This is a genomic window from Burkholderia sp. 9777_1386, assembly GCF_015712265.1.
Taxonomy (GTDB): domain Bacteria; phylum Pseudomonadota; class Gammaproteobacteria; order Burkholderiales; family Burkholderiaceae; genus Burkholderia; species Burkholderia cenocepacia.
The window spans coordinates 1-25,479 of the sequence record NZ_JACCQB010000033.1; the positions used below are offsets into that span (position 1 = coordinate 1).

Sequence of the window (25,479 nt, forward strand, 5' to 3'; positions counted from 1 at the left end):
GCCCTTCCCTCGCTGTTCCCCGCCCTCACCCGCCGCTCGCTGCGAATCTGGCGCCAATATGGTGTTTTCTGGCTCGGCGCGATCGTCGTCGGCCTCGCCGCCGTACTGTACGCCCGGTTGATCGACTGGGGCTACGAGACTTTCCGCGCGATGCGCGATCACGCCGTCTGGCTGCCGCTGCTGCTGACGCCGGCGATCGCCGCGATGTCGGTGTGGGTCACGCGCCGTTTCTTCCGCGGCGCCGAGGGCAGCGGCATCCCGCAGGTGATCGCGACGCTGCATGCGCGCCCGAGCGCATTCGGCGCCCGGCTGCTGACGCTGCGCATCCTGTTCGGCAAGGTACTGATCTCGTTCCTCGGCATCCTCGGCGGCTTCACGATCGGTCGCGAAGGGCCGACGGTACAGGTCGGCGCGGCGCTGATGTTCAACCTGCGGCGCTTCTACCCGCGCTCGAACGCGCAGATCGAACGCCAGCTGGTGCTGGCCGGCGCGGCGGCCGGGCTGTCGGCCGCATTCAATACGCCGCTCGCCGGCATCGTGTTCGCGATCGAGGAGCTGACCCGCAGCTTCTCCGCGCGCGCCAGCGGCGTATTGATCACCGCGATCATCCTCGCCGGCGTGGTCGCGCTCGGCCTGAACGGCAACTACACGTATTTCGGCACCATCGACACGGGCCTCCATTTCCCGAAACTGCTGGCGGTCGCGGTGCTGGTCACCGCGATCGTGACGGGCATCGCGGGCGGCCTGTTCTGCTGGCTGCTGCTCAACACGGGGCGTTGGCTGCCCGCGCAACTGCTGGGCCTGTATCGCGAGCGGCCGGTCACGTTCGCCGCGCTGTGCGGCTTCGCGATCGCCGTCGTGGGGCTCGTGTCCGGCGGCACGACGTTCGGCAGCGGCTACGCCGAAGCGCGCGGCCTGCTCGACGGCAGCCAGCAGTTGTCGGTGTTCTATCCGTTCCTGAAGATGGTGTCGATGGTCGCGTCGTACCTGCCGGGCATCCCGGGCGGGATCTTCGCGCCGTCGCTGTCGATCGGCGCCGGCTTCGGCAATCTGCTGCATGCGGTGTTCACCAACATGAGCCTGCCGATGCTGATCGCGCTCGCGATGGTCGGCTATCTGGCCGCCGTCACGCAGTCGCCGATCACGTCGTTCGTGATCGTGATGGAAATGATCAACGGTCATGCGCTCGTGATTTCGCTGATGGCGACCGCACTGGTATCGAGCCGCGTCTCGCGCTTTTTCGCGCCGCCGCTCTACGAAACGCTCGCGCAGCGCTATCTCGCGCCGCCCGTCGCGGCCGCCGCACCGGCCGCGGCAACCGCTGCGTCCGCTGCGAGCAACGTGACCGATGTGACCGAACCCCAGGACGCGAACGCGGCCCCCGCCGATCCGCTCGACACGCTGCGCGACGAAGATGGCAGCGAGCCGGCCGCCGCTGCGGCAGCCGACAGCGCCGCGCATGCGCCGGCGCCGCACGATGCCGGACCGGCTGCGACCGACGCGAACGGTCCGGCGCAACAGCACGGCCCGCGCGACGCTCAATAGATCACGACGGGCGCCGGCCGGTAGTAGACCGGCCGCGCCGGCACGACGATGCACCCGGCCAGCGTGATCGCGACGAGCACGATGGCGATTGCGGTTCTTTTCATCGCGCGCCTCCATCAGGCCCAGTGGCCACGCGTCCAGAACCAGTTCGGACCGCGCTGGTCCCAATGCCCCGGCACCCATTGCATGCCGACGCGCTCGGTTTCCCAGTGGCCGCCGATCCACACGTAGCGGCCATGATCCCAGCGCCAGTGTCCGCGCTCCCACACATAGCCCACGCGCATGGCCGGTACGACCTCGTAGCGCACGGGCGGCGGCGCATTCGGCGCGACGACGACGATTTCCTCGGTGCGCACGGCGACCGGCTCCGCGATCACCATGCGGCCCTGCGGCGCGACCACGGGCGTGCCGACGAGAATCTCGTCGGCCTGCGCGGCAAACGGGGCGACGACGGCCGACAGGCCCGCGGCGAACAGCGCGAGCGAAACGATACGACGGGAAACGGTAGGGACAGCCATCGGAACCTCCTGGTTGAACAAGTCACGCGAGCGTATTCGTTCAATGCGGGAAGGTCGATTACGGCCGACAGGCGCCGTGTTACGGCGTGCCCGAAAATGCAACAGGGCGTAAGACGCGCACGGCGGCGGACGCCGCCGTGCGGAGGGACACGCGCCAAGCGTCAGGCTTGCGGGATCTCGATCTTCACTTCGAGGACTTCGAGATCGTCCTGGCGCTCGAGGCTCACGCGGATGTCATCGTTCGAAATATGGACGTACTTCGAGATGACCGCGACCAGCTCTTTCTGCAGCGCCGGCAGGTAATCGGCCGGCGGCCGGCCGCCGACCCGCTCGTGCGCGATGATGAGCTGCAGGCGCTCCTTCGCGACCGATGCGGACTTCTTCTTCTCGCCGAGGAGAAACGAAAGGATGGACATGGGCGGCCTCCGTTACTTGCTGCCGAAGAGGCGCTGCAGCAGGCCCGGCTTCTGGTAATCGGTGAAGCGCAGCGGCTTGTCCTCGCCGAGGAAGCGCGAGACGACGTCCTTGTACGCTTCCGCGACGTCGGTGCCGTCGATATGCACGGCCGGCAGACCCTGGTTCGACGCGTGCAGCACGGCTTCCGACTCGGGCACCACGCCGATCAGCTTGATGCGCAGGATCTCGCTGATGTCCTCGAGCGACAGCATCTCGCCTTCGCTCACGCGCTTCGGGCTGTAACGCGTGATCAGCAGGTGTTCCTTGATCGGCTCCTTGCCTTCCGTCGCGCGTTTCGTCTTCGACGACAGGATGCCGAGAATGCGGTCCGAGTCGCGCACCGACGACACTTCCGGGTTCGTGACGATCAGCGCTTCATCGGCGAAGTACATCGCGTGCAGCGCGCCGGCCTCGATACCGGCCGGCGAATCGCAGACGATGTATTCGAAATCCATCGCGACGAGGTCGTTCAGCACCTTCTCGACGCCGTCGCGCGTCAGCGCATCCTTGTCGCGCGTCTGCGACGCCGGCAGGATGAACAGGTTCTCGCACTTCTTGTCCTTGATCAGCGCCTGGTTCAGGTTCGCTTCGCCCTGGATCACGTTCACGAGGTCATACACGACGCGACGCTCGCAGCCCATGATGAGATCGAGGTTGCGCAGGCCGACGTCGAAGTCGATCACGGCCGTCTTGTGGCCGCGCAGCGCGAGACCCGACGCGAAGCTCGCGCTCGTCGTCGTCTTGCCCACGCCGCCCTTGCCCGAGGTCACCACGATGATTTTTGCCATTTACCCAATACCCTGTGTTCGTCAATGAGAGCCGACCGATCCGGAGCGCACCGCGTGAATCACGTCAGGCGCAGCGGTTCGATCATCAGTTTTTCCTCTTCGAGCCGGATCTGCACCGATTTGCCCAGTACGTCGGCGGGCAGCGGGTTCTCGGTCGTTCGATAGATACCCGCGATCGAAATCAGTTCCGGTTCGAGACACGTGCAGAAAATGCGCGCGTCGTGATTGCCGTGCACGCCCGCGAGGGCGCGGCCGCGCAACGGCGCGTAGATGTGGATATTGCCTTCCGCGATGATTTCCGCGCCGTGACTGACCGGCGCGAGCACCACGAGGTCTCCTTTCGCGTAAATCTGCTGCCCCGAACGCAACGGCCGGTCGATCACCAGCGTCTGGCCACCGGCCTGCAAGAGCGTCGGCGCGGGATCCGACGACTGTTCGGGCGCCGCTGCGGCTGCCGGAGCGGCGGCGGCCTCGACGGCTGGCACAGCCGCCGGTTCCGCTTCGTCCGCAGGTTTCGCGGCCGGCGCGCGGCGATCGCGCGCCTCCAGCAACGGCAGGCCGGCTTCCCCCGCCCAGCCCTGCGTTGCCAGTGCGACGACGCCCACCGGACGCATCCGCACGTCGTTCAGCATCTGGCGGATGTCCGCGAGCGCGACGCGTTCGCCGTCAGCCAGGCGGCGGACGTCGATCGCGACGACATCGTCGGCGAAAAACTCGGGAGTCGCTTCGAAGCGCTTGACCAGTTCGGTACGCAACGCATCGAGATCGGTCGTCTTCACGGTGAACAGCAACGTATCGACCGATCCGCTGCGCAGCTCGAAGAATGGCGATTTTTTAAGCGACATGGACACTCTGCAAAAAATTTTTGCGTATTTTACAGGCGTCCACGCGTGCAGCCATTATTTTTGGGACTCGGGGTCGCGGCGGCCCGGGCGGACGCGCGACCGGCAGAGGGCAGGCAGGCGGGCGACCGGGCTGTCATCGCGCCGCGCGGCTGGCGTTTCGGCGTCGCGTCAGTGCTTCACCTGCGATACGAACAGCGATTTCATCGCGCCGGGCATCCGGGCGATCGGCGCATGTTCGCCGGTGTTGCCGAAACCCGCGCGCTCGTAGAAGCGGATCGCGTTGCGGTTCGCATCGGCGATCCACGCGTAGACGTCGGTGGCGCCGCGCTCGGCGAGCCACGCGGTGGCCGTCTCCAGCAGCAGCACGCCGCCGCGCAGGTGACGCACCGCGTGCGCGACCCACAGTTCGCTGACGAACGCGCGCCGATCGGGCGTGTTGTCGAAATACGCGCCGATCATGCCGGCCGGATGGCCTTCGGTGTACAGCAGGAAAGTCGTCGACTCGTCGGACACGGCGCGCTGCGCGGCGATCGCCGACGCTGCGTCCGCTTCGACGGTCAGCAATTCGGCCTCCGGCGCTTCGCCGGGCGCGTAGGGCTCACGCAGCGATGCAGCGCGGAGTTCGCGATACACGCCGCCCTGATCGGCAGCGATACGACGAACGGTCAAGGTCGAACTCATGCAGGCACAGCCCCCTTCGGACAGCAAGCTATTAGCTTCAACCGAAAGCGGGGCATGAGTCAAATCGTAATTTTCAAATGGCGGCGCGGATCGAAAGGCAGCAGGTGTCATCAGCGACGACACGCGCCGATCGGTGTGCAGGTGCAGCATCGGGGCATTGACGCAGGCTGTCGGACGGTGAACGTGCCGTCCTCATTTGGCGCATCGCCCCGTTCTCCTTGCCATGCATGGCCACCCGGTTTCAAGTCGCGCTGAATGGCCGCGCGGCGGCCGTAATGCTGCGTAATATAAGCAAACGAAAAACACGCTGTGCCAATCCTTCGTCACCGTCTTTATTGCGACGCAACATTTGTTGCAGCCCCATCACCCGGCATGCGCTCGCCGCGCGCCGGGCCATTCATCCGACGAACGCGACGCTCCGTGCGGGTCGATCCGCCCTCGCCTGCATGTTTCAATCGGCGCGTGTCGGCCCTTCCCGGCGCGCGGTGCGCGCACCACGCCGTTTGGAGCGACGCGCCTAGCGCCGGGGTTTGGCAAGCGCGCGCACCGGTCGTATAACAGGCAGAACCGGGCGACGATCCGGAGGCCGCCGCGCACGCCGCGGACCACGAGGATTCGAACAATCTTGCATGCGGCCGTCGGCGGGCCGGCCGACTGGAGGGAGACAATGGCAATGACCGACGAATCGGCTTCGGGCTGGTCGGATGGCAAGCGTTACCTGTGGCTGCTCGGCGCGCTGACGATCACGCTGCCGATCCTCGCTGCACAGCTCGCGCTGTCGACGGGCCTGCATGTGTTCTGGTGGTTCGGCCCGCTGTTCGCGTTCGGCGTGATCCCGATCCTCGACACGCTGATCGGCGACGATCGCGACAATCCGCCCGAGGCCGTCGTGCCGCATCTCGAACGCGAGCGCTATTACCGGTACATCGTCTATCTCGCGACCTTCGTCGAATACGTCGCGTTCTTCATGTGCGTGTGGATCGTCGGCACGCATGCGCTCGCGTGGTACGACTATGTCGGCTTCGCGCTGTCGCTCGGCGCCGCGACCGGGATCTCGATCAATACCGCGCACGAACTCGGGCACAAGACCGACCGCTTCGAACGCTGGCTCGCGAAGATCACGCTCGCGCCGGTCGCGTACGGCCACTTCTACGTCGAGCACAACCGCGGCCATCACGTGCGCGTCGCGACGGCCGAGGATCCGGCGAGCGCGCGCTACGGCGAGTCGTTCTGGGCGTTCCTGCCGCGCACGGTGACCGGCAGCATCCGCTCGGCGTGGCGGCTCGAAAAGGCGCGCCTCGAACGGCTCGGACAGTCGCCGTGGACCTGGCGCAACGAAGTGCTGCACGCGTGGGCGATGACCGCCGTCGTGTGGGGCATCGCGATCGCGATGGCCGGCAAGGTCGTGATTCCGTTCCTCGTGATCCAGGCCGTCTACGGCGCGTCGCTGCTCGAAGTCGTGAACTACGTCGAGCACTACGGGCTGGGCCGTCGCAAGCTGCCGAGCGGCCGCTACGAACGCTGCACGCCGCAGCATTCGTGGAACAGCAATCACGTCGTCACGAACCTGTTCCTGTACCAGTTGCAGCGACACGCCGACCATCACGCGAATCCGACGCGCTCGTACCAGGCGCTGCGCCACTTCGACGATGCGCCGCAATTGCCGGCCGGCTACGCGACGATGATCCTGTTCGCGTACGTGCCGCCGCTCTGGTATCGCGTGATGAACCCGCGCGTCGTCGCCCACTATCGCGGCGACATGGCGCATGTCGAACATCAAGCCGTCGATCCGCGACAGGGTGCTGGCGCAGTATCCGGCGGCGGCGTGATGGTTCTGTGAGGGCTGCGTAGAAACTGGTGGGCGCACCGGCTGCCGGTTTTGCACGCGTGCGCGGTGCGGCAGCCATGCAACGACTGTCAGGACTTCCGACGACCGGTTCGTCACGGGGCGATGGTGTTCATCAAGCAGCCGGGCTGCATCGAAGATGCGACCCGATGCGGGCGCGCCGCCGGCCCAAAACGAAAAACCCCTTGATCCTGCCGGATCAAGGGGCTTCGTATTTTGGCGGAGAGGGTGGGATTCGAACCCACGGTACGGGGAAACCGTACGCCTGATTTCGAGTCAGGTACATTCGACCACTCTGCCACCTCTCCTTCCTTACTGCATTTCGCGGCTGGTCGTTTCCGCGAGAAAAAGATTATAAGACGATCACTTCGCGGCTGACAAGCCCTTTCTGCAAATTTTTTGCGAGGGCTTCGAAAGACCCGCGTTACGAGGTCTGTGCCGGCGCGTCGATCCGCTCCATGCCGCCCATGTACGGACGCAGTACTTCCGGCACCGTGACCGAGCCGTCCGCGTTCTGGTAGTTCTCCAGCACCGCGACGAGCGTGCGGCCGACCGCCAGACCCGAACCGTTCAGCGTATGCACGAGCTCCGGCTTGCCCTGCGCGTTGCGGAAGCGCGCCTGCATCCGGCGCGCCTGGAACGCCTCGGTGTTCGAGCAGCTCGAGATCTCGCGATAGGTGTTCTGCGCGGGCAGCCACACCTCGAGGTCGAACGTCTTCGCGGCCGAGAAGCCCATGTCGCCCGTGCACAGCGTGATCACGCGGTACGGCAGGCCGAGCTTCTGCAGGATCGCTTCCGCGTGGCCGACCATCTCGTCGAGCGCCGCGTACGACGTTTCCGGCGCGACGACCTGCACCATCTCGACCTTGTCGAACTGGTGCTGACGGATCATCCCGCGCGTGTCGCGGCCGTACGAACCGGCTTCCGAGCGGAAGCACGGGGAATGCGCGGTGAGCTTGATCGGCAGCGCGGCGCCGTCGACGATCGACTCGCGCACGGTGTTCGTCAGCGAAATCTCGGACGTGGAGATCAGGTATTGCGTGACCGTGTTTTCCGCGCCGCCCTTCTCGACGCGGAACATGTCGTCCGCGAACTTCGGCAACTGGCCCGTGCCGTACAGGATCTCCGGGTTCACGATGTACGGCGTGTACGTTTCGGTATAGCCGTGCTGCTGCGTGTGCGTGTCGATCATGAACTGCGCGAGGGCGCGGTGCAGGCGCGCGATCGGGCCGCGCAGCATCGTGAAGCGCGCACCGGCGAGCTTCGCGCCCGTCTCGAAATCGAGGCCGAGCGGCGTGCCGACGTCGACGTGATCCTTCACCTCGAAGTCGAACTGGCGCGGCGTGCCCCAGCGGCGCACCTCGACGTTGTCGGCTTCGTCCTTGCCGACCGGCACGCTTTCGTGCGCGACGTTCGGCATGCCCAGCATCAGGTCGGACAGGCGCGCCTGGATCTCGCCGAGCTTGGCTTCCGACGCCTTCATGTCGTCGCCGATCCCGCTGACTTCGGCCATCACGACCGACGTGTCCTCGCCCTTCCCCTTCATCGCGCCGATCTGCTTCGACAGGCTGTTGCGGCGCGCCTGGAGCTCTTCGGTGTGGGTCTGGATCGCGCGGCGTTCCGCTTCGAGTGCGGAGAACGCGGCGACGTCGAGGGTGTAGCCGCGATCGGCGAGGCGCTTGGCGACGCCGTCGAGGTCTTTGCGCAGCAACTGGATGTCGAGCATGGGAGGACTTGGAAAATCGTTGTGTAAGACGGGAATTCTAACGCACCGCGCGGCCGCCACGGCACCGTCCGGACGGACAATGCCGCAAATGGGGCGAGCATGGCAGTATCGCATTGCCGGTCTGCGCGTCGGCGGCCGGCGAATTGCCGCGCGACGCGCCATGGCGGATCGCAAACCGCCCGCGCCGGCTGGCGCCAACCGATTCAGGCGGCGCGCCGGCTCCGTATCACAGCACGCCAGAGAATCCGATGACCATCGAACTCGACAAGGATGTACGCGACCGTGCGATCGCGTCGCTGCAACGTTATTTCACAGAAAACATGGACGAGCCGATCGGCAACATCCAGGCCGGCGCGCTGCTGCATTTCTTCGTCCAGGAAATCGCGCCGGCGATCTACAACCTCGCGATCGCCGACGCGCAGGAGCGCCTGCACGCGCGGATCGCCGAACTGGACATCGAATGCCACGAAGAACCGTTCGAATACTGGAAGCAGCAGCCGGGCCGCAAGCGCTGACGCGTCCGCGAGGCGCAGGCCGAACCGGCCCGCGCGGCCTCGTCAGTCCTTCTTGCCGGCTTCGCGATCGAGCTCGCGCAGCCAGGCGAGCTTCTCGGCGATCTTCGATTCGAGCCCGCGCGGCACCGGCTGATACCAGCGCGGCTCGCGCATCCCGTCCGGCAGGTACGTCTCGCCGGCCGCGTACGCATTCGGCTCGTCGTGCGCGTAACGATACGCGTGGCCGTAGCCGAGTTCCTTCATCAGCTTGGTCGGCGCATTGCGCAGGTGCACGGGCACCTCGCGCGACTTGTCCTGCTTCACGAACGCCATCGCCTGGTTGAACGCGTTGTAGCCGGCGTTGCTCTTCGCCGCGCACGCGAGATAGATCACGGCCTGCCCGAGCGCGAGTTCGCCTTCCGGCGAGCCGAGCCGTTCGTAGGTCTCGGCCGCGTCGTTCGCCACCTGCAACGCGCGCGGGTCGGCCAGCCCGATGTCTTCCCACGCCATCCGCACGATGCGCCGCGCGAGATACTTCGGATCCGCGCCGCCGTCGATCATCCGGCAGAACCAGTACAGCGCGCCGTCCGGGCTCGAGCCGCGGACCGACTTGTGCAGCGCCGAAATCTGGTCGTAGAAGTTGTCGCCGCCCTTGTCGAAGCGCCGCGCGTTCAGCGTCATCGCGCTGCTGACGAAATCGGCATCGATCGTCGCGACCCCGGCCGACGTCGCCGCCGTCTGCGCCTGTTCGAGCAGGTTCAGAAAGCGGCGCGCGTCGCCGTCCGCGTAGCCGACCAGCGTGTCGATCGCCTTGTCGTCGAACGCGAGGCCGTCGAGCGCGATTTCCTGCGCGCGCTTGAGCAACTGACGCATCTCGTCGTCGTTCAACGATTTCAGCACGTACACCTGCGCGCGCGACAGCAACGCCGAATTGACTTCGAAACTCGGGTTTTCGGTCGTCGCGCCGATGAAGGTGACGAGACCCGACTCGACGAACGGCAGCAGCGCGTCCTGCTGCCCCTTGTTGAACCGGTGGATCTCGTCGACGAACAGGATCGTGTGGCGACCGGTGCGGTTCAGCGTGTCCTTCGCCTGCTCCATCGACTCGCGGATGTCCTTCACGCCGCCGAGCACCGCGGACAGCGCGATGAACTCGCAGTCGAACGCGAGCGCGGTGAGCCGTGCGAGCGTCGTCTTGCCGACGCCGGGCGGCCCCCACAGGATCATCGAATGCGGCTTGCCCGATTCGAACGCGAGCCGCAGCGGCTTGCCTTCGCCCAGCAAATGCGTCTGGCCGATCACCTCGGCGAGCGTTTTGGGCCGCAGCGCCTCGGCGAGCGGGCGGCGCGGCTCGACTTGAAACAGGTCGGACATGAACCCTCGCTCCACATCAAACGATAGCGGCCGAACCGGCCGCCGGACCCGACATTATGACAGCCGCGCGAGCGCGCCGCCGGGCCCGGGGATGCCCACGCCTGTTACCCGCGCCCGGAAACGACACGGGCCTGCCGTCGCCGGCAGGCCCGTTGCAGGAGAACGGCGCGCGGCGCCGGTCAGCCGTTGATCACGTCCGCGCCCTTCGGCACGACGAACTTGAACGTATCGCCCTTCAGCGCCGGGTTCGTCTGGATGTTCGTGAAGGTCAAGAGCGTGACGTTGCCGAACACGTCGTGCAGCTCCATCGCGGCGAGCGTGCCGTTGCGGAAGCCGATGCCGATCCGCTGGAACTGCGTGTCCTGCGCCTTCGGCAGCATCTCGAGCCACTCGATGCCGCCCTTCTCGCCGGCATCGCGCAGCGTGTAGTTCTTGTCGAGATCGTTGCTGCCGAACAGGATCGCGGCGGGGCTCGCGCCCAGCGCGCCGTTCAGCTTGCGCTCGGTGACTTGGTTCAGGTCGCGGTCGTACACGTAGAGCTTGTCGCCGTCGGCCTGCAGCACCTGCTGGTACGGCTTCTGGTACGTCCAGATGAACTTGCCCGGACGCGCGAACACGAACGTGCCGCTCGAATTGTCGGTGGGCTTCGGTGCGGCCTGTGCGGCGCTCGCGCCCTTGGCCGGCGCCTTGACGATCTGCTGCGTGAAATCGCCCTTCGCCGAACGCACCTGCGACACGAAGGCCTTCAGTTGCTCGGTGCCGCCCGCGAACGCGTGCGTCGCCGCGAGCATCAGCGATGCGCCGGCGAGCGCCGCGCCGAGCCAGCGCCGCGTCGAACGAAGGAAAGGGACGAACGAAAGTTGCTGCATATTGCGGTTTTCTCCCTGGGTGGCCGGCGCTGCGGGCGCCGCGGACTCATTCCGCGTCGCGCGCCGGCACAAGAATTTCGCGGTTGCCGCTCGACGACATCGCCGACACGAGCCCCGACTGCTCCATCTGCTCGAGCAGCCGCGCCGCGCGGTTGTAGCCGATCCGCAGGTGACGCTGCACGAGCGAGATCGACGCGCGGCGGTTCTTGATGACGATCTCGACCGCCTGGTCGTACAGCGGATCAGACTCGCCGCCGCCTTCGCCGGTTCCCGCGCCGGCCGAGCCCTCGTCGCCGTCGGCGGTGCCGCCTTCGAGCAGGCCCTCGACGTAGTTCGGCTCGCCCTGCTCCTTGAGCTTCTCGACGACGCGATGCACTTCGTCGTCGGCGACGAACGCGCCGTGCACGCGCACCGGCAGCCCGGTGCCCGGCGGCAGGTACAGCATGTCGCCCATCCCGAGCAGCGATTCGGCGCCCATCTGGTCGAGAATCGTGCGCGAGTCGATCTTCGACGACACCTGGAACGCGATCCGCGTCGGCACGTTCGCCTTGATCAGGCCGGTAATCACGTCGACCGACGGACGCTGGGTCGCGAGGATCAGGTGGATGCCGGCCGCACGTGCCTTCTGCGCGATCCGCGCGATCAGTTCCTCGACCTTCTTGCCGACGACCATCATCAGGTCGGCCAGCTCGTCGATCACGACGACGATGTTCGGCAGGCGGCCGAGCGGCTCGGGATCTTCCGGCGTCAGGCTGAACGGGTTCGGGATCTTCTCCTCGCGCTTCGCCGCGTCGTCGATCTTGTTGTTGTAGCCCGCGAGGTTGCGCACGCCGAGCTTGCTCATCAGCTTGTAGCGGCGCTCCATCTCCGCGACGGTCCAGTTCAGCGCATGGCCGGCCTGGCGCATGTCGGTGACGACCGGGCACAGCAGGTGCGGAATGCCTTCGTAGACGCTCATTTCGAGCATCTTCGGATCGATCAGGATCAGGCGCACCTGCTCGGCGGTCGCCTTGTACAACAGCGACAGGATCATCGCGTTGATCCCGACCGACTTGCCCGAGCCGGTCGTACCGGCCACCAGCAGGTGCGGCATCTTCGCGAGATCCGCGCACACCGGCTTGCCGCCGATGTCCTTGCCGAGGCTCAGCGTCAGCGCCGACGACGCGGCCGCATACACCTCGGAGCCGATGATCTCGGACAGGTGCACCGTCTGGCGGCGCTGGTTCGGCAGCTCGAGCGCCATGTAGTTCTTGCCGGGAATCGTCTCGACGACGCGGATCGACACGAGCGACAGCGAACGCGCGAGATCCTTTGCGAGGTTGACGATCTGGCTGCCCTTCACGCCGGTGGCCGGCTCGATCTCGTAGCGCGTGACGACCGGGCCCGGATACGCGGCGACGACGCTCGCCTCGACGCCGAAGTCCTTCAGCTTCTTCTCGATCAGGCGCGACGTGAATTCGAGCGTATCGGCGGAAATCGCTTCCTGCGTCTTCGGCGCGGGGTCGAGCAGCGACACCGGCGGCAGCGTCGAATCGCCCGGCAGGTCGGTAAACAGCGGCACCTGGCGCTCGCGCTCGACGCGCTCGGACTTCGCCGGCGTGACGACCGGCGGCACGATCGTCACCGGCTCGTGGTCCTCGATGCGCACGCGCTCCTCTTCGACCTTGCCTTCGCGGCGCACCGCCGCGGCCTCGCCGAGCTTGCGGTCGCGCTCGGCCTCGCGGCGCAGCTTCGCGACGTTGACGGCGGACAGGATCGCACCGCCGACGCGCTCGGCGACCGACAGCCACGAGAAGCGGAAATACAGCGACAGGCCGATCGCGAGCGCGATCAGCAGCAACAGCGTGCCGCCCGTGAAGCCGAACGCATGCGACATCGCGCCCGCGACGGCTTCGCCGACGACGCCGCCCGGTGCACGCGGCAACTGCACCTTCAGCGACCACATGCGCAGCGCCTCGATGCCGTCGCACGCGAGCACGACCAGCACGAACGCAAAGATTTCGGTGAGCCAGCCGATCGGCCGCTCCGGTTCGTCGGGAATCGCCTCGTGGCGCGTGATGCGGCGGTAGTTGACGGCGATGCGCCGCCCGAGCGGCACGATCAGCCAGTAGGCCGACAGGCCGAACAGCAGCAGGATGATGTCGGCCGTCCACGCGCCGACGCGGCCGGCCCAGTTCGAGATGTGATCGACCTGGGCGGCGTGCGTCCAGCTCGGATCGCGCCGGCTGTAGCTCAGCAGGGCCATCACAAGAAAGGCGCAGAGCGCGACCTGGAGAATCCAGCGGATCTCCGTGAGGAGCTTCGACATCCGGTGCGGCAACGCCTGTGCCTGGGCGGAATAAGGAGCTTTTGCCATGAATCCGTATAAAGAGGACGGGCCGTGCGCCCGCCTGTCGTTCGATCGCGCTTATTGTAAACGCTGCACCGCGCCGCCAAGTGTAAATGACGGTTACATCACGGGGACGGAGCGCCGAACCGGCGCCGCCGACGGCCGCAAGCCGGCCGGATGTCCGCGCGTGCGGCAACGCGCCGCCACCCCGGCCGCCTGCCGTCCGGCCCGCGGCCCCGTGTGGGCGAGGCGCCGCGAAACGCTATCGGCACGATTGAAACTCTCGTTCGGCAGCGCAGCAACGGGGCCTTTATAATGCGCGTCTGATACCCATCTATGACGGCATCCCGGTCAATCCCGGATCGTACGGCGAGCCCCACCCCGCCCGCCGCGGCCGCCTTTTACGGATTCGCACATGTCCACGCCCAAACACGCCAAAGTCCTGATTCTCGGTTCCGGCCCCGCCGGCTACACGGCTGCCGTCTACGCGGCACGCGCCAACCTGTCCCCGGTGCTGATCACCGGCATCGCGCAGGGCGGCCAGCTGATGACCACGACCGACGTCGAAAACTGGCCGGCCGACGCGAAAGGCGTGCAGGGTCCGGAGTTGATGGCGCGCTTCCAGGAGCACGCCGAGCGCTTCAACACCGAAATCGTCTTCGACCACATCCACACCGCGAAACTGCACGAAAAGCCGATCCGCCTGATCGGCGACTCGGGCGAGTACACGTGCGATTCGCTGATCATCGCGACCGGCGCGTCCGCCCAGTATCTCGGCCTGCCGTCCGAGGAAGCATTCATGGGCAAGGGCGTGTCGGCCTGCGCGACCTGCGACGGCTTCTTCTATCGCAACCAGGAAGTCGCGGTGATCGGCGGCGGCAATACGGCCGTCGAGGAAGCGCTTTACCTCACCGGCATCGCGAAGAAGGTCACCGTGATCCACCGCCGCGACAAGTTCCGCGCGGAGCCGATCCTGATCGACCGCCTGCTGGAGAAGCAAAAGGAAGGCGTCGTCGACATCAAGTGGGATCACGTGCTCGACGAGGTGACGGGCGAGGAGTCGGGCGTCACGGGCCTGCGCATCAAGAACGTGAAGACCGGCGCGACGGAAGACCTGCAGGTGCAGGGCGTGTTCGTCGCGATCGGCCACAAGCCGAACACCGACCTGTTCCAGGGCCAGCTGGAGATGAAGGACGGCTACATCCTGACGAAGAGCGGCCTGCAGGGCAATGCGACGTCGACGAGCGTGCCGGGCGTATTCGCCGCGGGCGACGTGCAGGACAACGTGTACCGCCAGGCGATCACCAGCGCGGGCACGGGCTGCATGGCCGCGCTCGACGCGCAGCGCTACCTCGAAAGCCTGCACGACAAGAAGTAAGCCGGAAGCCTTTTCGCGGCGGGCGCTACAATGGCGTCCGCTGCCGCGAAGCGGGCTCGACCGGAAAGCCGCTGCCGCCGCGCAGCGGCTTTTTTGTGCCCGCGCGCCCGAACGCGCCTGCCCTGTTATCGAATCATGGCGAAGAACCAGCCCCATCCGAGCGATCCCGCGAAGCGGAAGATCGCTGCCCGTCCCGTGACCCCGGCGCCCGAGGCGCCGCCGCCCGCCCTCGATGCGGCCGCGTTGCGCGGCCAGGGCCTCGCGGGCCTCGGCGCGTTGCGCAAGTCGCTGCAAGGCGAAGCCGACCGTCGCGAACGCGCGCGCATCGAAGCCGCGCAGGCCGAGCGCAAGGCGGAAGCCGACGCGAACCTGTTCCGCAACGAAATCGGCACGATCCGGCCGCTGAACGCGCCGCCGCGCGCGTCGTCCGGCCGCATGCCGCCCGACCCGGTGCCGAAACAGACGCAGCGCGACGAGGAAGCCGTGCTGAACGCGACGCTGTCCGACGAATTCGATCCCGAGACGCTGCTCGACAGCGACGACTCGCTGTATTACCACCGCCCCGGCATCAGCCGCGACGTCGTGCGCAAGCTGAGAAGCGGTGCGTGGATCGTGCAGGCGCAGATCGATCTGCACGGGATGCGGCGCGACGAGGCGCGCGATGCGCTCGCCGAATTCATCCGCGAAGCCGGCAAGAAAGGGCTGCGCTGCCTGCGCGTGATCCACGGCAAGGGGCTCGGCTCGATCGGCAAGGAACCCGTGCTGAAGGGCAAGGTGCGCGCATGGCTCGTGCAGAAGGAAGAAGTGATCGCATTCTGCGAGGCGCGCGGCCACGACGGCGGCGCGGGCGCGGTGCTCGTGCTGCTGCAGCCGCACGCGGCGCCGGCCGACCGGGGGCCGCGTGCCGCATCCTAGGCTGACGCTCGCGATCGCGGTACTGGAGGCGATCGCCACGCTGGCCTTCGCGATTTCGGGGTTCATCGAGGCGCGCAAGAACCGTCTCGATTCGGTCGGCACGTTCGTCGTCGCGCTCGCGACCGCGTTCGGCGGCGGCACGCTGCGCGACATCCTGCTCGAGCGCCGGCCGTTCTACTGGGTCGTGCACGACGACTACGTGATCGCGATCTTCGTGCTCGCGCTGTTCGCGCCGTTCGTGCTGCGCATGCTGTCGCGGCTGTCGGCCGAACGGCTGCTGCTGATCGCCGATGCGATCGGGCTCGGCATCTTCAGCATCTCGGGCACGGCGATCGCGCTCGACGCCGAGATGCCGCGCTTCATCGCGGTGATGATGGGCGTGATTACCGGCGTGGTCGGCGGGATCGTCCGCGACGTGCTGTGCAACGACATTCCGCTGATCCTGCGCGATTCGCGGCCGTACGCGACCTGCGCGTTCGTCGGTTGCTGGTTCTACCTGCTGCTCGTGTGGCTGCAGTTCGACTCGGTGTACAGCGTGCTGCTCGCGACCGGCTTCATCCTCGTCGCGCGGCTCGCGACGTTCAAGTTCGACGTGCGATTGCCGCACTGACCGACGCGTCCGCGGACGCGTCAGCCGCAGCGCCGAAACGAAAAAAGGGGCCGTTCGATACGGCCCCTTTCTGTTTCGTTCAACCCAAGCGCCGCGTCACGCGATCCGCTCTTCCGATGCCGGATCGAACAGCACGGCCTTCGACACGTCGAACAGCAGCGACTGCGTCTGCCCCGGCTGCGGGTTCGCGGCCGGATGCACGCGGCTCACGATCCGCTTGCCGTTCACCTGCGCGAACACGTGCGTGTCCGGCCCGGTCGGCTCGGTCACGTCGACGCGCACGTCGATCGGCTGCAGGTTCGACGCCTCGCCGTTGTGCGCGTTGCGTGCGTCGGTGATGCGTTCCGGACGCAGGCCCAGGATCACCTCGCGGCCGACGTGCGACTTCAGCTTCGCCGCGTCGAACGGCAGGATCAGCGCGCTGCGCGCGAGGCCCGTGTCGATCTCGAGCGCGATTCCGCCGCCCTGCTCGACCAGCTTGCCGTTGATGAAGTTCATCGGCGGCGCGCCGATGAAGCCCGCGACGAACAGGTTCGACGGCGAATCGTAGATCTCCTGCGGCGCGCCGAACTGCTGGACCACGCCGTCCTTCATCACCGCGATCCGGTCGCCGAGCGTCATCGCCTCGATCTGGTCGTGCGTCACGTAGACGATCGTCGTGCCGAGACGCTGGTGCAGCAGCTTGATTTCCGCGCGCATCTCGATGCGCAGCTTCGCGTCGAGGTTCGACAGCGGTTCGTCGAACAGGAACAGCGACGGATCGCGCGCGAGCGCGCGGCCCATCGCGACGCGCTGCCGCTGGCCGCCCGACAGCTGGCCCGGCTTGCGGTCGAGCAGGTGCTGGATCTGCAGCATCGCCGACACGCGGTCGACGATCTGCTGCTGCTCGCTCTTCGGCACCTTGCGGATGTTCAGCCCGAACGAAATGTTCTCGCGCACCGTCATCGACGGATACAGCGCGTACGACTGGAACACCATCGCGATGTCGCGATCCTTCGGCGACAGGTCGTTGACGACCTTGCCGTCGATGCAGATCTCGCCGCTCGTGACGGTCTCGAGCCCGGCGATCATGTTGAGCAGCGTCGATTTCCCGCAGCCCGAGCCGCCGACCAGGATCAGGAACTGTCCGTCCTCGATCTCGATGTCGACACCCTTCAGGACCGGCACCCCGTTCGGGTAGGTCTTGTACACGTCACGGATGGAAAGGCTTGCCATGCTGTGAATCCTCTGTCTCGTCTCGCGCGGCGCGCTCGGGCGCCGCGTCGGGTTCGTTTCGATGCGCCGCGCGTCCTGCGCGGCCGGTTCGTCGTATCGGATGAAGCCGCGCTTACCCCTTCACCGCGCCTGCCGTCAGCCCGCGCACGAAGTAGCGGCCGGCGACGATGTAGACGAGCAGCGTCGGCAGCGCGGCGATGATCGCGCCGGCCATGTCGACGTTGTATTCCTTCACGCCCGTCGACGTGTTGACGAGGTTGTTCAGCGCGACCGTGATCGGCATCGAATCGACGCCGGAGAACACGATCCCGAACAGGAAGTCGTTCCAGATCTGCGTGAATTGCCAGATCAGGCACACCATGAAGATCGGCAGCGACACCGGCAACAGGATCTTCGTGAAGATCGTGAAGAAGCCCGCGCCGTCGATGCGCGCGGCCTTCACGAGTTCGGCCGGCACGCTCACGTAGAAGTTGCGGAAGAACATCGTCGTGAACGCGATCCCGTACACGACGTGCACGAACACGAGGCCCGGAATCGTGTTGGCGAGGCCGAGCATCCCCTGCAGGCGCGCCATCGGCAGCAGGATCACCTGGAACGGAATGAAGCAGCCGACCAGCATCATCGTGAACAGCGCGTCCGCGCCGCGAAAGCGCCAGTGCGTGAGCACGTAGCCGTTGAACGCGCCGATCAGCGACGAGATCAGCACGGCCGGGATCACCATCTGCAGCGAGTTCAGGAAGAACGGCTTCATCCCGTCGCAGCGCACGCCAGTACAGGCGCCGCTCCAGGCCTTCACCCACGGCTCGACGGTCCACGTGGTGGGCGGCGTCAGCAGGTTGCCGGTGCGCAGCTGGTCGAGGTCCTTGAACGACGTCGACAGCATCACGTAGATCGGGAACAGGAAATACAGCGCGAACAGGATCAGTGCCGCATAGATCACTGCCCGGCTGATCGTCATCTTAGGCTGCATTGCGGGTGCTCCTCGATTCCATATACATCAGCGGCACCAGCACCGCGACCACGGTCGCGAGCATCATCACCGAGGACGCCGCGCCGAGCCCGAGCTGGCCGCGGTTGAACGAAAACGTGTACATGAACATGGCCGGCAGCGACGACGACGTGCCCGGGCCGCCCGCGGTCAGCGCGACGACGAGGTCGAAGGTCTTGATCGTGATGTGGCAGAGGATCAGCAGCACCGAGAAGAACACCGGGCGCATGCTCGGGATCACGATCTTGCGGTAGATGGTGGGCAGCGTCGCGCCGTCGACCTGCGCGGCCTTGAAGATCTCGCCGTCGACGCCGCGCAGCCCCGCGAGGAACAGCGCCATCACGAAGCCGGTCGACTGCCACACGGCCGCGATCACCACGCAGAAGATCGCCTTGTCCGGATCGTCGAGCCAGCCGAACGAGAAGCTCGTCCAGCCCCAGTCGTGCATCACCTTCTCGAGGCCGAGGCCCGGGTTCAGTATCCACTGCCACGCGGTGCCGGTGACGATGAACGACAGCGCCATCGGGTACAGGAAGATCGCACGCAGCGCGCCTTCGTTGCGGATCCGCTGGTCGAGCAGGATCGCGAGGAACAGCCCGAGCCCGACGCAGATCGCGATGAACGGAATCCCGAACCAGCCGAGGTTCGCGGCGGAGGTCCACCACACGTCGTTCTGGAACAGGTCCGTGTAACGGCCGAAGCCGTCGAATTCGTAGTTGGGCAACAGCCGCGAGCGGGTCAGCGACAGATAGCCGGTAATCAGGATGAAGCCGTAGATGAACACCACGGCGATCGCGACGCTCGGCGCGAGCACGAGCTTCGGGATCCAGCGATCGGCGAAGGCCGACATCGGCGACGTACGCCGTGCGGCGGCAGCGCCGGATCCGTTTCCGCTAAGAGGGGCAGCCACTTGATTCGACTCCTGGAACGAGGGCGGCGCAGGCCGGGCCGGCGCCGGGTACGGCACGGGCCCGCGGGCGAGCCCGTTTGCTGCACATGCAAAAACGCCCGGCCGATGAAGCGTGTCCGGCCGGGCGCCTGGCGCGCGTTACTTGACCTTCGCGGCCTTCGCGAGCGCGGCGACCGCGCTCTTCGAATCCTGCTGCGAGTTCATGAACTTCGTCACGACGTCGGTGATCGCGCCGGCGGTCGCGTCGCCTTGCGCCATGCCGTGCGCGAGCGACGGCACGAAGCCGCCCGACTTGATCGCGGTCTGCTCGTCGGCATACGACTTCTTCGCGCAGTCGTCGAACTTGTCCATCTTCACGCCGAGACGCACCGGCACCGAGCCCTTCAGCAGGCTGAACTGCTCCTGGAAGTCCGGCGTCATGATCGTCTTCGCGAGCGCGAGTTGGCCCGGCGTCGCGTTCTTCTCGCCCTTCTGCTGGAAGAACACGAACGAATCGACGTTGAACGTGTACGAATTCGCGGTGCCCGGCACCGGCGCGCAGACGTAGTCCTTGCCCGCCTTCTTGCCGGCGTTCTCGAACTCGCCCTTCGCCCAGTCGCCCATGAACTGCATGCCGGCCTTGCCGTTGATGACCATCGCGGTCGCGAGGTTCCAGTCGCGGCCGTTGCGGCCGGTGTCGAAGTAGCCCTGGATCTTGCGCACCGTGTCGAACACCGACAGCATCTGCGGCGACGTCAGCGTCGCCTGGTCGAGGTCGACCAGCGCCTTCTTGTAGAACGCCGGGCCCTGCGACAGTACGACGTCTTCCCACAGCGTCAGGTCCTGCCACGGCTGGCCGCCCATCGCGACCGGCTGGATGCCCGCGGCCTTCAGCTTGTCGGCCACCGCGAAGAATTCGGGCCAGGTGGTCGGCACCTTCGCGCCGACCTTGTCGAGCGCGGCCTTGTTGATGTACAGCCAGTTGACGCGGTGCACCGAGAACGGCGCGGCGACCGTATGGCCCTTGTACTTGATGATCTTGTCGATTTCCGGCGGCAGGTTCTGCTTCCAGTCGCCGGCGGCCGAATCAATGTTGACGAGCACGCCCTGGTCAGCCCAGTCCTGGATCAGCGGGCCCTTGATCTGCGCGGCCGACGGGGAATCGCCGCTGATCACCTTGGTCTTCAGCGCGGTCATCGCCGCGGCGCCAGCGCCGCCCGCGACCGCGAAGTCCTTCCACACGTAGCCCTGCTTCTGCAGGTCGTCCTTCAGCACGCCGACGGCCTTCGACTCGCCGCCCGAGGTCCACCAGTGCAGCACGGTTACGTTCTCGGCTGCCTGCGCCGCCACGGCGCCAGCCATCAGACCCGCGGCGCAGAGCGCGCCCATGATCGAGCGAACTTTCATTACTTATCTCCTCCAGACTGAATCAACTCGTGAGGTTCCCCGACGGGGAACCGGCTTCTTGATAAACGACGGGGAAATCGAGCCGCGGGACGCATGCAGCGTACGGGGCCGATGACCGGCCGGGCTCTTACAGAAAGCGTGAATCGAGATTCAACGGCGTGTCTCCTCTTTGTGTTTCTGGCCCACCGCGATGCCGCGGCGCGAGCCCGGGGGCGACGGCGCGCGATGATGCGCTCCGTCAATGTCCGATACCATTCGGCACAAGGCGTTCCCGAAGGCGAAGCTCGCGCAGTTCATCGACCGCACTTCTTTTTTTCTTCACCCAGGTGCTACCCCTTGCGGCGGATTGTAGTTAAACTACAATTCAGTGTCAAAAATATTTTTATCGCACTACGGATCGCTTCCCAGCACCCCCAACACGGCGGAGACACATGCATACCGATTCCAGCTTTACCTTCGTACTTTTCGGCGGCACCGGCGATTTGTCGATGCGCAAGATCCTGCCCGCGCTGTTCGAAGCGCACCGCGCGAACATGCTGGCGGACGGCGGCCGGATCGTGGCCGTCGCGCGGCACGAATCGGATCGGGCAGGCTATCTCGAATGGGTCGATACGCACGTGAAGCCGCATGCGGCGAAGGCGGCCGGCAACGCGTTCGACGACGCGGCATGGAAGTCGTTTCTCGAGCGTATCGAATACGTGAAGCTCGATCTCGGCCGTGCGGAGGACTACGTCGTGCTGCGCGACGCGATCGCATCGCTGCCCGGCATCCGCGTGTTCTATCTCGCGACCGGCCCGTCGCTGTTCGTGCCGATCTGCAAGGCGCTCGCGTCGGTCGGCCTGAACGAAGGCTCGCGCATCGTGCTCGAGAAGCCGCTCGGCTACGACCTGAAGTCGTCGAACGCGATCAACGACGCGGTCGGCGAGATCTTCGCGGAAGGCCAGATCTACCGGATCGACCACTACCTCGGCAAGGAGCCGGTACAGAACCTGCTCGCGCTGCGCTTCGGCAACGCGCTGTTCGAGCCGCTGTGGCGCCGCGAATGGGTCGAGAGCATCCAGATCACGATCGCGGAAGAGCTCGGCGTCGAGGCGCGCGGCGATTTCTACGACAATACGGGCGCGCTGCGCGACATGGTGCAGAACCACCTGCTGCAGCTGCTGTCGATCGTCGCGATGGAGCCGCCGCACTCGATGGATTCCGACTCGGTACGCGACGAGAAGCTGCGCGTGCTGCGCGCGCTGAAGCCGGTCGATCCGCGCGACATCGGCAAGGTTGCGGTGCGCGGCCAGTATCATGCGGGCGTGATCAAGGGCGCGCAGGTGCCGGCCTACGCGACCGAGCCGGGCGTGAAGCCCGACAGCCAGACCGAAACCTTCGTCGCGCTGAAGGTCGAGATCGAGAACTGGCGCTGGGCCGGCGTGCCGTTCTTCCTGCGCACCGGCAAGCGTCTGGCCGACCGGGTCGCGGAGATCGTCGTCAACTTCCGCCCGGTGCCGCATTCGGCGCTCGGCCCGACCGCGCTGCGCCCCGGTTCGAACCGTCTCGTGATCCGGCTGCAGCCGAACGAAACGATCCGCCTGTACTGCCTCGCGAAGCAGCCGGGCGAAGGGATGAACCTCGCGAGCGTGCACCTCGACCTCGCGTTCGACCAGTTCTTCAAGGAAGGGCAGATGGAGGCGTACCAGCGCCTGCTGCTCGACGTGATCAACGGCCGGCTCGCCCTGTTCGTGCGGCGCGACGAACAGGAGGCCGCATGGCAGTGGGTCGAGCCGATCCTGAACGAATGGGCGCGCACGCTGAAGCCGCCGAAGCCCTACGCGGCGGGCACGTGGGGGCCGGCCGCGTCGAGCGCGATGCTCGCGCAGCACGACACCTGCTGGCTCGAAGAAGAAAACTGATGCAGACCGTTGCCGCGTACGCCACCGTACGCGGCAACGTGCCCCACGATTCGTACGATTTGAACAGACAAAGCAGTCCGGAGGAGATGTGATCGAGATCCACGCTTTCGACACCCAGGAAGCGCAAAGCGAAGCGCTCGCGCGCGCCGTCGGCGACGCGCTGCGCGCGGCGCTCGCCGGCCCCGCGCGCCCGACGCTCGCGGTGTCCGGCGGCACCAGCCCGCGCCCGTTCCTGCACACGCTGTCGCATGCGGCGCTCGACTGGGCCGGCGTCGACGTCACGCTGGTCGACGACCGCTGGGTGCCGGACGACGACGCAGCCAGCAATGCGCAACTCGTGCGCGACACGCTGCTGCAGCACGCGGCGGCCCCTGCCCGCTTCCTGCCGCTCGTCGACACGCGCAGCACGCTCGACGCGCACGTCGCCGCGTTGAACGCGAACCCCGACTACCGTGTGCCGACCGTCGCCGTGCTCGGCATGGGCGAGGACGGCCACACCGCGTCGATCTTCGCCGACGCGCCCGAATGGGACCACGCGATCACGACGCCCGAGCGCTTCGTCGCCGTGCATCCGGGCGCGGCGCCACATGCCCGCGTGAGCTTTTCGCTCGATGCGCTCAAGCGCGTCGACCGGCTGTTCCTGCTGATCGCGGGCGCCCGCAAACGCGACGTGCTCGACGCCGCGGCCGCGTCGCTGCAAAAGAACGCGATTTCCCAACTGGCCAACGACAAGGGGACCCAGCTCGATGTCTACTGGTGCGCAAAGTAAGGCGGTCGTCGCGGGTCAGCATGCCGACGGCCCGCGCCTGCTCGCGGACGTCGGCGGCACCAACGCGCGCTTCGCGCTGGAAACCGGCCCCGGCGAGATCACGCAGATCCGCGTCTATCCCGGCGCCGACTATCCGACGCTCACCGACGCGATCCGCAAATACCTGAAGGACGTGAAGATCAGCCGCGTGAACCACGCGGCGATCGCGATCGCCAATCCGGTCGACGGCGACCAGGTCACGATGACCAACCACGACTGGAGCTTCTCGATCGAGGCGACGCGCCGCGCGCTCGGCTTCGACACGCTGCTGGTCGTCAACGACTTCACCGCGCTCGCGATGGCGCTGCCGGGCCTGACCGACGCGCAGCGCGTGCAGATCGGCGGCGGCACGCGGCGCCAGAACAGCGTGATCGGCCTGCTCGGGCCGGGCACGGGGCTCGGCGTGTCGGGGCTGATTCCGGCCGACGACCGCTGGATCGCGCTCGGCAGCGAAGGCGGCCACGCATCGTTCGCGCCGCAGGACGAGCGCGAGGATCTGGTGCTGCAGTACGCGCGCAAGAAGTTTCCGCACGTGTCGTTCGAACGCGTGTGCGCGGGCCCCGGCATGGAGATCATCTATCGCGCGCTCGCCGCGCGCGACAAGAAACGTGTCGCCGCGACCGTCGACACGGTCGAGATCGTCGAGCGCGCGCATGCGGGCGACGCGCTCGCGCTCGAGACGGTCGAATGCTTCTGCGGAATTCTCGGCGCGTTCGCGGGCAGCGTCGCGCTGACGCTCGGCGCGCTCGGCGGCGTGTACATCGGCGGCGGCGTCGCGCTGAAGCTGGGCGAGCTGTTCACGCGCTCGTCGTTCCGCGCGCGCTTCGAGGCGAAGGGCCGCTTCACGCACTATCTCGAGAACATCCCGACCTACCTGATCACCGCCGAATACCCGGCGTTCCTCGGCGTGTCGGCGATTCTCGCGGAGCAGTTGTCGAACCGCTCCGGCGGCGCGTCGTCGGCCGTGTTCGAGCGGATCCGCCAGATGCGCGACGCGCTGACGCCGGCCGAGCGCCGCGTGGCCGATCTCGCGCTGAACCATCCGCGCTCGATCATCAACGATCCGATCGTCGACATCGCGCGCAAGGCCGACGTGAGCCAGCCGACCGTGATCCGCTTCTGCCGCTCGCTCGGCTGCCAGGGGCTGTCGGACTTCAAGCTGAAGCTCGCCACCGGGCTCACCGGCACGATCCCGATGAGCCACAGCCAGGTGCATCTCGGCGACACGGCCACCGACTTCGGCGCGAAGGTGCTCGACAACACGGTGTCCGCGATCCTGCAACTGCGCGAGCACCTGAATTTCGAGCACGTCGAGAACGCGATCGAGATCCTGAACGGCGCGCGCCGCATCGAGTTCTACGGGCTCGGCAACTCGAACATCGTCGCGCAGGACGCGCACTACAAGTTCTTCCGCTTCGGGATTCCGACGATCGCGTACGGCGACCTGTACATGCAGGCCGCGTCGGCCGCGCTGCTTGGCAAGGGCGACGTGATCGTCGCGGTGTCGAAGTCGGGCCGCGCGCCCGAGCTGCTGCGCGTGCTCGACGTCGCGATGCAGGCCGGCGCGAAGGTGATCGCGATCACGTCGAGCAACACGCCGCTCGCGAAGCGCGCGACCGTCGCGCTCGAGACCGACCACATCGAGATGCGCGAGTCGCAGTTGTCGATGATCTCGCGGATCCTGCATCTGCTGATGATCGACATCCTCGCGGTCGGCGTCGCGATCCGTCGCGCGTCGACGAATGGCGAGCTGCCCGAGGCCGTTGCCCAGGCGAAGGCGCGCGCCAGCGACGACGAAACGGCAGACGTGCTCGACTGGCTGAGCCACGGCGCGTCGCCGGCGGCGAAGGACGTCGCGCGGGACTGACGCATCGCGCGGCGTCCGCCGCTTCACGCG

21 protein-coding genes, 1 tRNA gene and 1 pseudogene are annotated in these 25,479 nt (G+C 66.8%); 9 read left to right on the forward strand and 14 right to left on the reverse strand.

Annotated elements, in window-relative coordinates:
• A partial coding sequence (locus H0X91_RS22490) for a chloride channel protein (protein ID WP_196433358.1) occupies positions 1-1,545 on the forward strand: 1,545 nt, incomplete at its 5' end.
• A 116-nt stretch (positions 1,546-1,661) separates the two neighbouring features.
• Here the strand turns inward: H0X91_RS22490 and H0X91_RS22495 are convergent.
• From H0X91_RS22495 to H0X91_RS22515, 5 genes are all read right to left on the reverse strand, one after another.
• Positions 1,662-2,063: a YXWGXW repeat-containing protein gene (locus H0X91_RS22495; protein ID WP_006486632.1), complete on the reverse strand. Its 402-nt coding sequence runs from the start codon at positions 2,061-2,063 to the stop codon at positions 1,662-1,664.
• A gap of 161 nt (positions 2,064-2,224) precedes the next feature.
• Positions 2,225-2,479, reverse strand: coding sequence for a cell division topological specificity factor MinE (minE, locus tag H0X91_RS22500; RefSeq protein WP_006486661.1), 255 nt, complete (start codon positions 2,477-2,479; stop codon positions 2,225-2,227).
• Positions 2,480-2,491: 12 nt separating this feature from the next.
• Positions 2,492-3,307 (reverse strand): septum site-determining protein MinD, encoded by an 816-nt coding sequence (minD, locus tag H0X91_RS22505; RefSeq protein ID WP_006486674.1) that lies wholly within the window; start codon positions 3,305-3,307, stop codon positions 2,492-2,494.
• Positions 3,308-3,366: 59 nt separating this feature from the next.
• A complete protein-coding gene (gene minC / locus H0X91_RS22510) occupies positions 3,367-4,152 on the reverse strand; it encodes a septum site-determining protein MinC (protein WP_006496586.1) in 786 nt (261 codons plus the stop codon).
• 168 nt (positions 4,153-4,320) lie between these two features.
• Positions 4,321-4,944: a GNAT family N-acetyltransferase gene (locus H0X91_RS22515; RefSeq protein ID WP_227739793.1), complete on the reverse strand. Its 624-nt coding sequence runs from the start codon at positions 4,942-4,944 to the stop codon at positions 4,321-4,323.
• Positions 4,945-5,500: 556 nt separating this feature from the next.
• On the opposite strand from H0X91_RS22515, the pseudogene H0X91_RS22520 reads away from it, so the two are divergent.
• Positions 5,501-6,662, forward strand: a pseudogene (locus H0X91_RS22520) (alkane 1-monooxygenase).
• Positions 6,663-6,896: 234 nt separating this feature from the next.
• On the opposite strand, the gene H0X91_RS22525 reads toward H0X91_RS22520, so the two are convergent.
• Together H0X91_RS22525 and serS are read right to left on the reverse strand one after the other, a co-directional pair.
• Positions 6,897-6,987 (reverse strand) — tRNA-Ser (locus H0X91_RS22525).
• Between the two features lie 116 nt (positions 6,988-7,103).
• Positions 7,104-8,405: a serine--tRNA ligase gene (gene serS / locus H0X91_RS22530; RefSeq protein ID WP_196433359.1), complete on the reverse strand. Its 1,302-nt coding sequence runs from the start codon at positions 8,403-8,405 to the stop codon at positions 7,104-7,106.
• A 248-nt stretch (positions 8,406-8,653) separates the two neighbouring features.
• On the opposite strand from serS, the gene H0X91_RS22535 reads away from it, so the two are divergent.
• On the forward strand, positions 8,654-8,920 hold the full coding sequence (locus tag H0X91_RS22535; RefSeq protein ID WP_006486638.1) for a DUF2164 domain-containing protein: 267 nt from the start codon (positions 8,654-8,656) through the stop codon (positions 8,918-8,920).
• Positions 8,921-8,962: 42 nt separating this feature from the next.
• On the opposite strand, the gene H0X91_RS22540 is transcribed toward H0X91_RS22535, so the two are convergent.
• The 3 genes from H0X91_RS22540 to H0X91_RS22550 all read right to left on the reverse strand — a co-directional run bounded on the left by H0X91_RS22540 (position 8,963) and on the right by H0X91_RS22550 (position 13,498).
• On the reverse strand, positions 8,963-10,273 hold the full coding sequence (locus H0X91_RS22540) for a replication-associated recombination protein A (RefSeq protein ID WP_006486630.1): 1,311 nt from the start codon (positions 10,271-10,273) through the stop codon (positions 8,963-8,965).
• Positions 10,274-10,452: 179 nt separating this feature from the next.
• Entirely contained in the window at positions 10,453-11,142 is a 690-nt protein-coding gene (gene lolA, locus H0X91_RS22545; RefSeq protein WP_006486626.1) for an outer membrane lipoprotein chaperone LolA, read from the reverse strand.
• Between the two features lie 46 nt (positions 11,143-11,188).
• Positions 11,189-13,498, reverse strand: coding sequence for a DNA translocase FtsK (locus tag H0X91_RS22550; protein ID WP_006486612.1), 2,310 nt, complete (start codon positions 13,496-13,498; stop codon positions 11,189-11,191).
• A gap of 388 nt (positions 13,499-13,886) precedes the next feature.
• On the opposite strand from H0X91_RS22550, the gene trxB reads away from it, so the two are divergent.
• The 3 genes from trxB (at position 13,887) to H0X91_RS22565 (ending at position 16,374) form a co-directional block, all read left to right on the forward strand.
• Positions 13,887-14,849, forward strand: coding sequence for a thioredoxin-disulfide reductase (gene trxB / locus H0X91_RS22555; RefSeq protein ID WP_006491171.1), 963 nt, complete (start codon positions 13,887-13,889; stop codon positions 14,847-14,849).
• A 135-nt stretch (positions 14,850-14,984) separates the two neighbouring features.
• A complete protein-coding gene (locus H0X91_RS22560; RefSeq protein ID WP_006496592.1) occupies positions 14,985-15,764 on the forward strand; it encodes a Smr/MutS family protein in 780 nt (259 codons plus the stop codon).
• The gene (locus H0X91_RS22565; protein WP_006491172.1) at positions 15,751-16,374 is read left to right on the forward strand and encodes a trimeric intracellular cation channel family protein; all 624 of its coding nucleotides are present in this window, start codon (positions 15,751-15,753) and stop codon (positions 16,372-16,374) included. The genes H0X91_RS22560 and H0X91_RS22565 overlap by 14 nt, the downstream gene beginning before the upstream one ends.
• Positions 16,375-16,470: 96 nt before the next feature.
• Here the strand turns inward: H0X91_RS22565 and H0X91_RS22570 are convergent, their stop codons facing one another.
• The 4 genes from H0X91_RS22570 to H0X91_RS22585 form a co-directional block, all read right to left on the reverse strand.
• Positions 16,471-17,589 (reverse strand): ABC transporter ATP-binding protein, encoded by a 1,119-nt coding sequence (locus H0X91_RS22570; RefSeq protein ID WP_006496593.1) that lies wholly within the window; start codon positions 17,587-17,589, stop codon positions 16,471-16,473.
• Positions 17,590-17,701: 112 nt separating this feature from the next.
• Positions 17,702-18,559 carry a carbohydrate ABC transporter permease gene (locus H0X91_RS22575; RefSeq protein ID WP_006496594.1) on the reverse strand — a complete coding sequence of 286 codons (858 nt, stop codon included), beginning with the start codon at positions 18,557-18,559 and terminating at the stop codon, positions 17,702-17,704.
• Positions 18,549-19,487 carry a carbohydrate ABC transporter permease gene (locus H0X91_RS22580; protein ID WP_011544827.1) on the reverse strand — a complete coding sequence of 313 codons (939 nt, stop codon included), beginning with the start codon at positions 19,485-19,487 and terminating at the stop codon, positions 18,549-18,551. Before H0X91_RS22580 ends, H0X91_RS22575 begins: the two co-directional genes overlap by 11 nt.
• 138 nt (positions 19,488-19,625) lie before the next feature.
• Positions 19,626-20,873, reverse strand: a complete 1,248-nt coding sequence (locus H0X91_RS22585) for an ABC transporter substrate-binding protein (protein WP_006491170.1) — start codon at positions 20,871-20,873, stop codon at positions 19,626-19,628.
• 431 nt (positions 20,874-21,304) lie between these two features.
• On the opposite strand from H0X91_RS22585, the gene zwf reads away from it, so the two are divergent.
• The 3 genes from zwf (at position 21,305) to H0X91_RS22600 (ending at position 25,449) form a co-directional block, all read left to right on the forward strand.
• Positions 21,305-22,774: a glucose-6-phosphate dehydrogenase gene (gene zwf / locus H0X91_RS22590; RefSeq protein WP_006491174.1), complete on the forward strand. Its 1,470-nt coding sequence runs from the start codon at positions 21,305-21,307 to the stop codon at positions 22,772-22,774.
• 88 nt (positions 22,775-22,862) lie between these two features.
• Positions 22,863-23,543 carry a 6-phosphogluconolactonase gene (gene pgl / locus H0X91_RS22595; protein WP_006496597.1) on the forward strand — a complete coding sequence of 227 codons (681 nt, stop codon included), beginning with the start codon at positions 22,863-22,865 and terminating at the stop codon, positions 23,541-23,543.
• Entirely contained in the window at positions 23,521-25,449 is a 1,929-nt protein-coding gene (locus H0X91_RS22600) for a bifunctional transcriptional regulator/glucokinase (RefSeq protein ID WP_006484254.1), read from the forward strand. The genes pgl and H0X91_RS22600 overlap by 23 nt, the downstream gene beginning before the upstream one ends.
• Positions 25,450-25,479 lie beyond the last annotated feature (30 nt).

What these genes read in the sequence shown, in the direction of transcription:
- trxB (WP_006491171.1), top strand. Translation starts at nt 13,887, where the DNA reads ATGTCCACGCCCAAACACGCCAAAGTCCTGATTCTCGGTTCCGGCCCC.
- H0X91_RS22600 (WP_006484254.1), top strand. Translation starts at nt 23,521, where the DNA reads ATGTCTACTGGTGCGCAAAGTAAGGCGGTCGTCGCGGGTCAGCATGCC.
- H0X91_RS22495 (WP_006486632.1), bottom strand. Translation starts at nt 2,063, where the DNA reads ATGGCTGTCCCTACCGTTTCCCGTCGTATCGTTTCGCTCGCGCTGTTC.
- lolA (WP_006486626.1), bottom strand. Translation starts at nt 11,142, where the DNA reads ATGCAGCAACTTTCGTTCGTCCCTTTCCTTCGTTCGACGCGGCGCTGG.
- H0X91_RS22560 (WP_006496592.1), top strand. Translation starts at nt 14,985, where the DNA reads ATGGCGAAGAACCAGCCCCATCCGAGCGATCCCGCGAAGCGGAAGATC.
- H0X91_RS22540 (WP_006486630.1), bottom strand. Translation starts at nt 10,273, where the DNA reads ATGTCCGACCTGTTTCAAGTCGAGCCGCGCCGCCCGCTCGCCGAGGCG.
- minE (WP_006486661.1), bottom strand. Translation starts at nt 2,479, where the DNA reads ATGTCCATCCTTTCGTTTCTCCTCGGCGAGAAGAAGAAGTCCGCATCG.
- minC (WP_006496586.1), bottom strand. Translation starts at nt 4,152, where the DNA reads ATGTCGCTTAAAAAATCGCCATTCTTCGAGCTGCGCAGCGGATCGGTC.
- H0X91_RS22535 (WP_006486638.1), top strand. Translation starts at nt 8,654, where the DNA reads ATGACCATCGAACTCGACAAGGATGTACGCGACCGTGCGATCGCGTCG.
- minD (WP_006486674.1), bottom strand. Translation starts at nt 3,307, where the DNA reads ATGGCAAAAATCATCGTGGTGACCTCGGGCAAGGGCGGCGTGGGCAAG.
- H0X91_RS22570 (WP_006496593.1), bottom strand. Translation starts at nt 17,589, where the DNA reads ATGGCAAGCCTTTCCATCCGTGACGTGTACAAGACCTACCCGAACGGG.
- serS (WP_196433359.1), bottom strand. Translation starts at nt 8,405, where the DNA reads ATGCTCGACATCCAGTTGCTGCGCAAAGACCTCGACGGCGTCGCCAAG.
- H0X91_RS22575 (WP_006496594.1), bottom strand. Translation starts at nt 18,559, where the DNA reads ATGCAGCCTAAGATGACGATCAGCCGGGCAGTGATCTATGCGGCACTG.
- zwf (WP_006491174.1), top strand. Translation starts at nt 21,305, where the DNA reads ATGCATACCGATTCCAGCTTTACCTTCGTACTTTTCGGCGGCACCGGC.
- H0X91_RS22515 (WP_227739793.1), bottom strand. Translation starts at nt 4,944, where the DNA reads ATGACACCTGCTGCCTTTCGATCCGCGCCGCCATTTGAAAATTACGAT.
- H0X91_RS22585 (WP_006491170.1), bottom strand. Translation starts at nt 20,873, where the DNA reads ATGAAAGTTCGCTCGATCATGGGCGCGCTCTGCGCCGCGGGTCTGATG.
- H0X91_RS22550 (WP_006486612.1), bottom strand. Translation starts at nt 13,498, where the DNA reads ATGGCAAAAGCTCCTTATTCCGCCCAGGCACAGGCGTTGCCGCACCGG.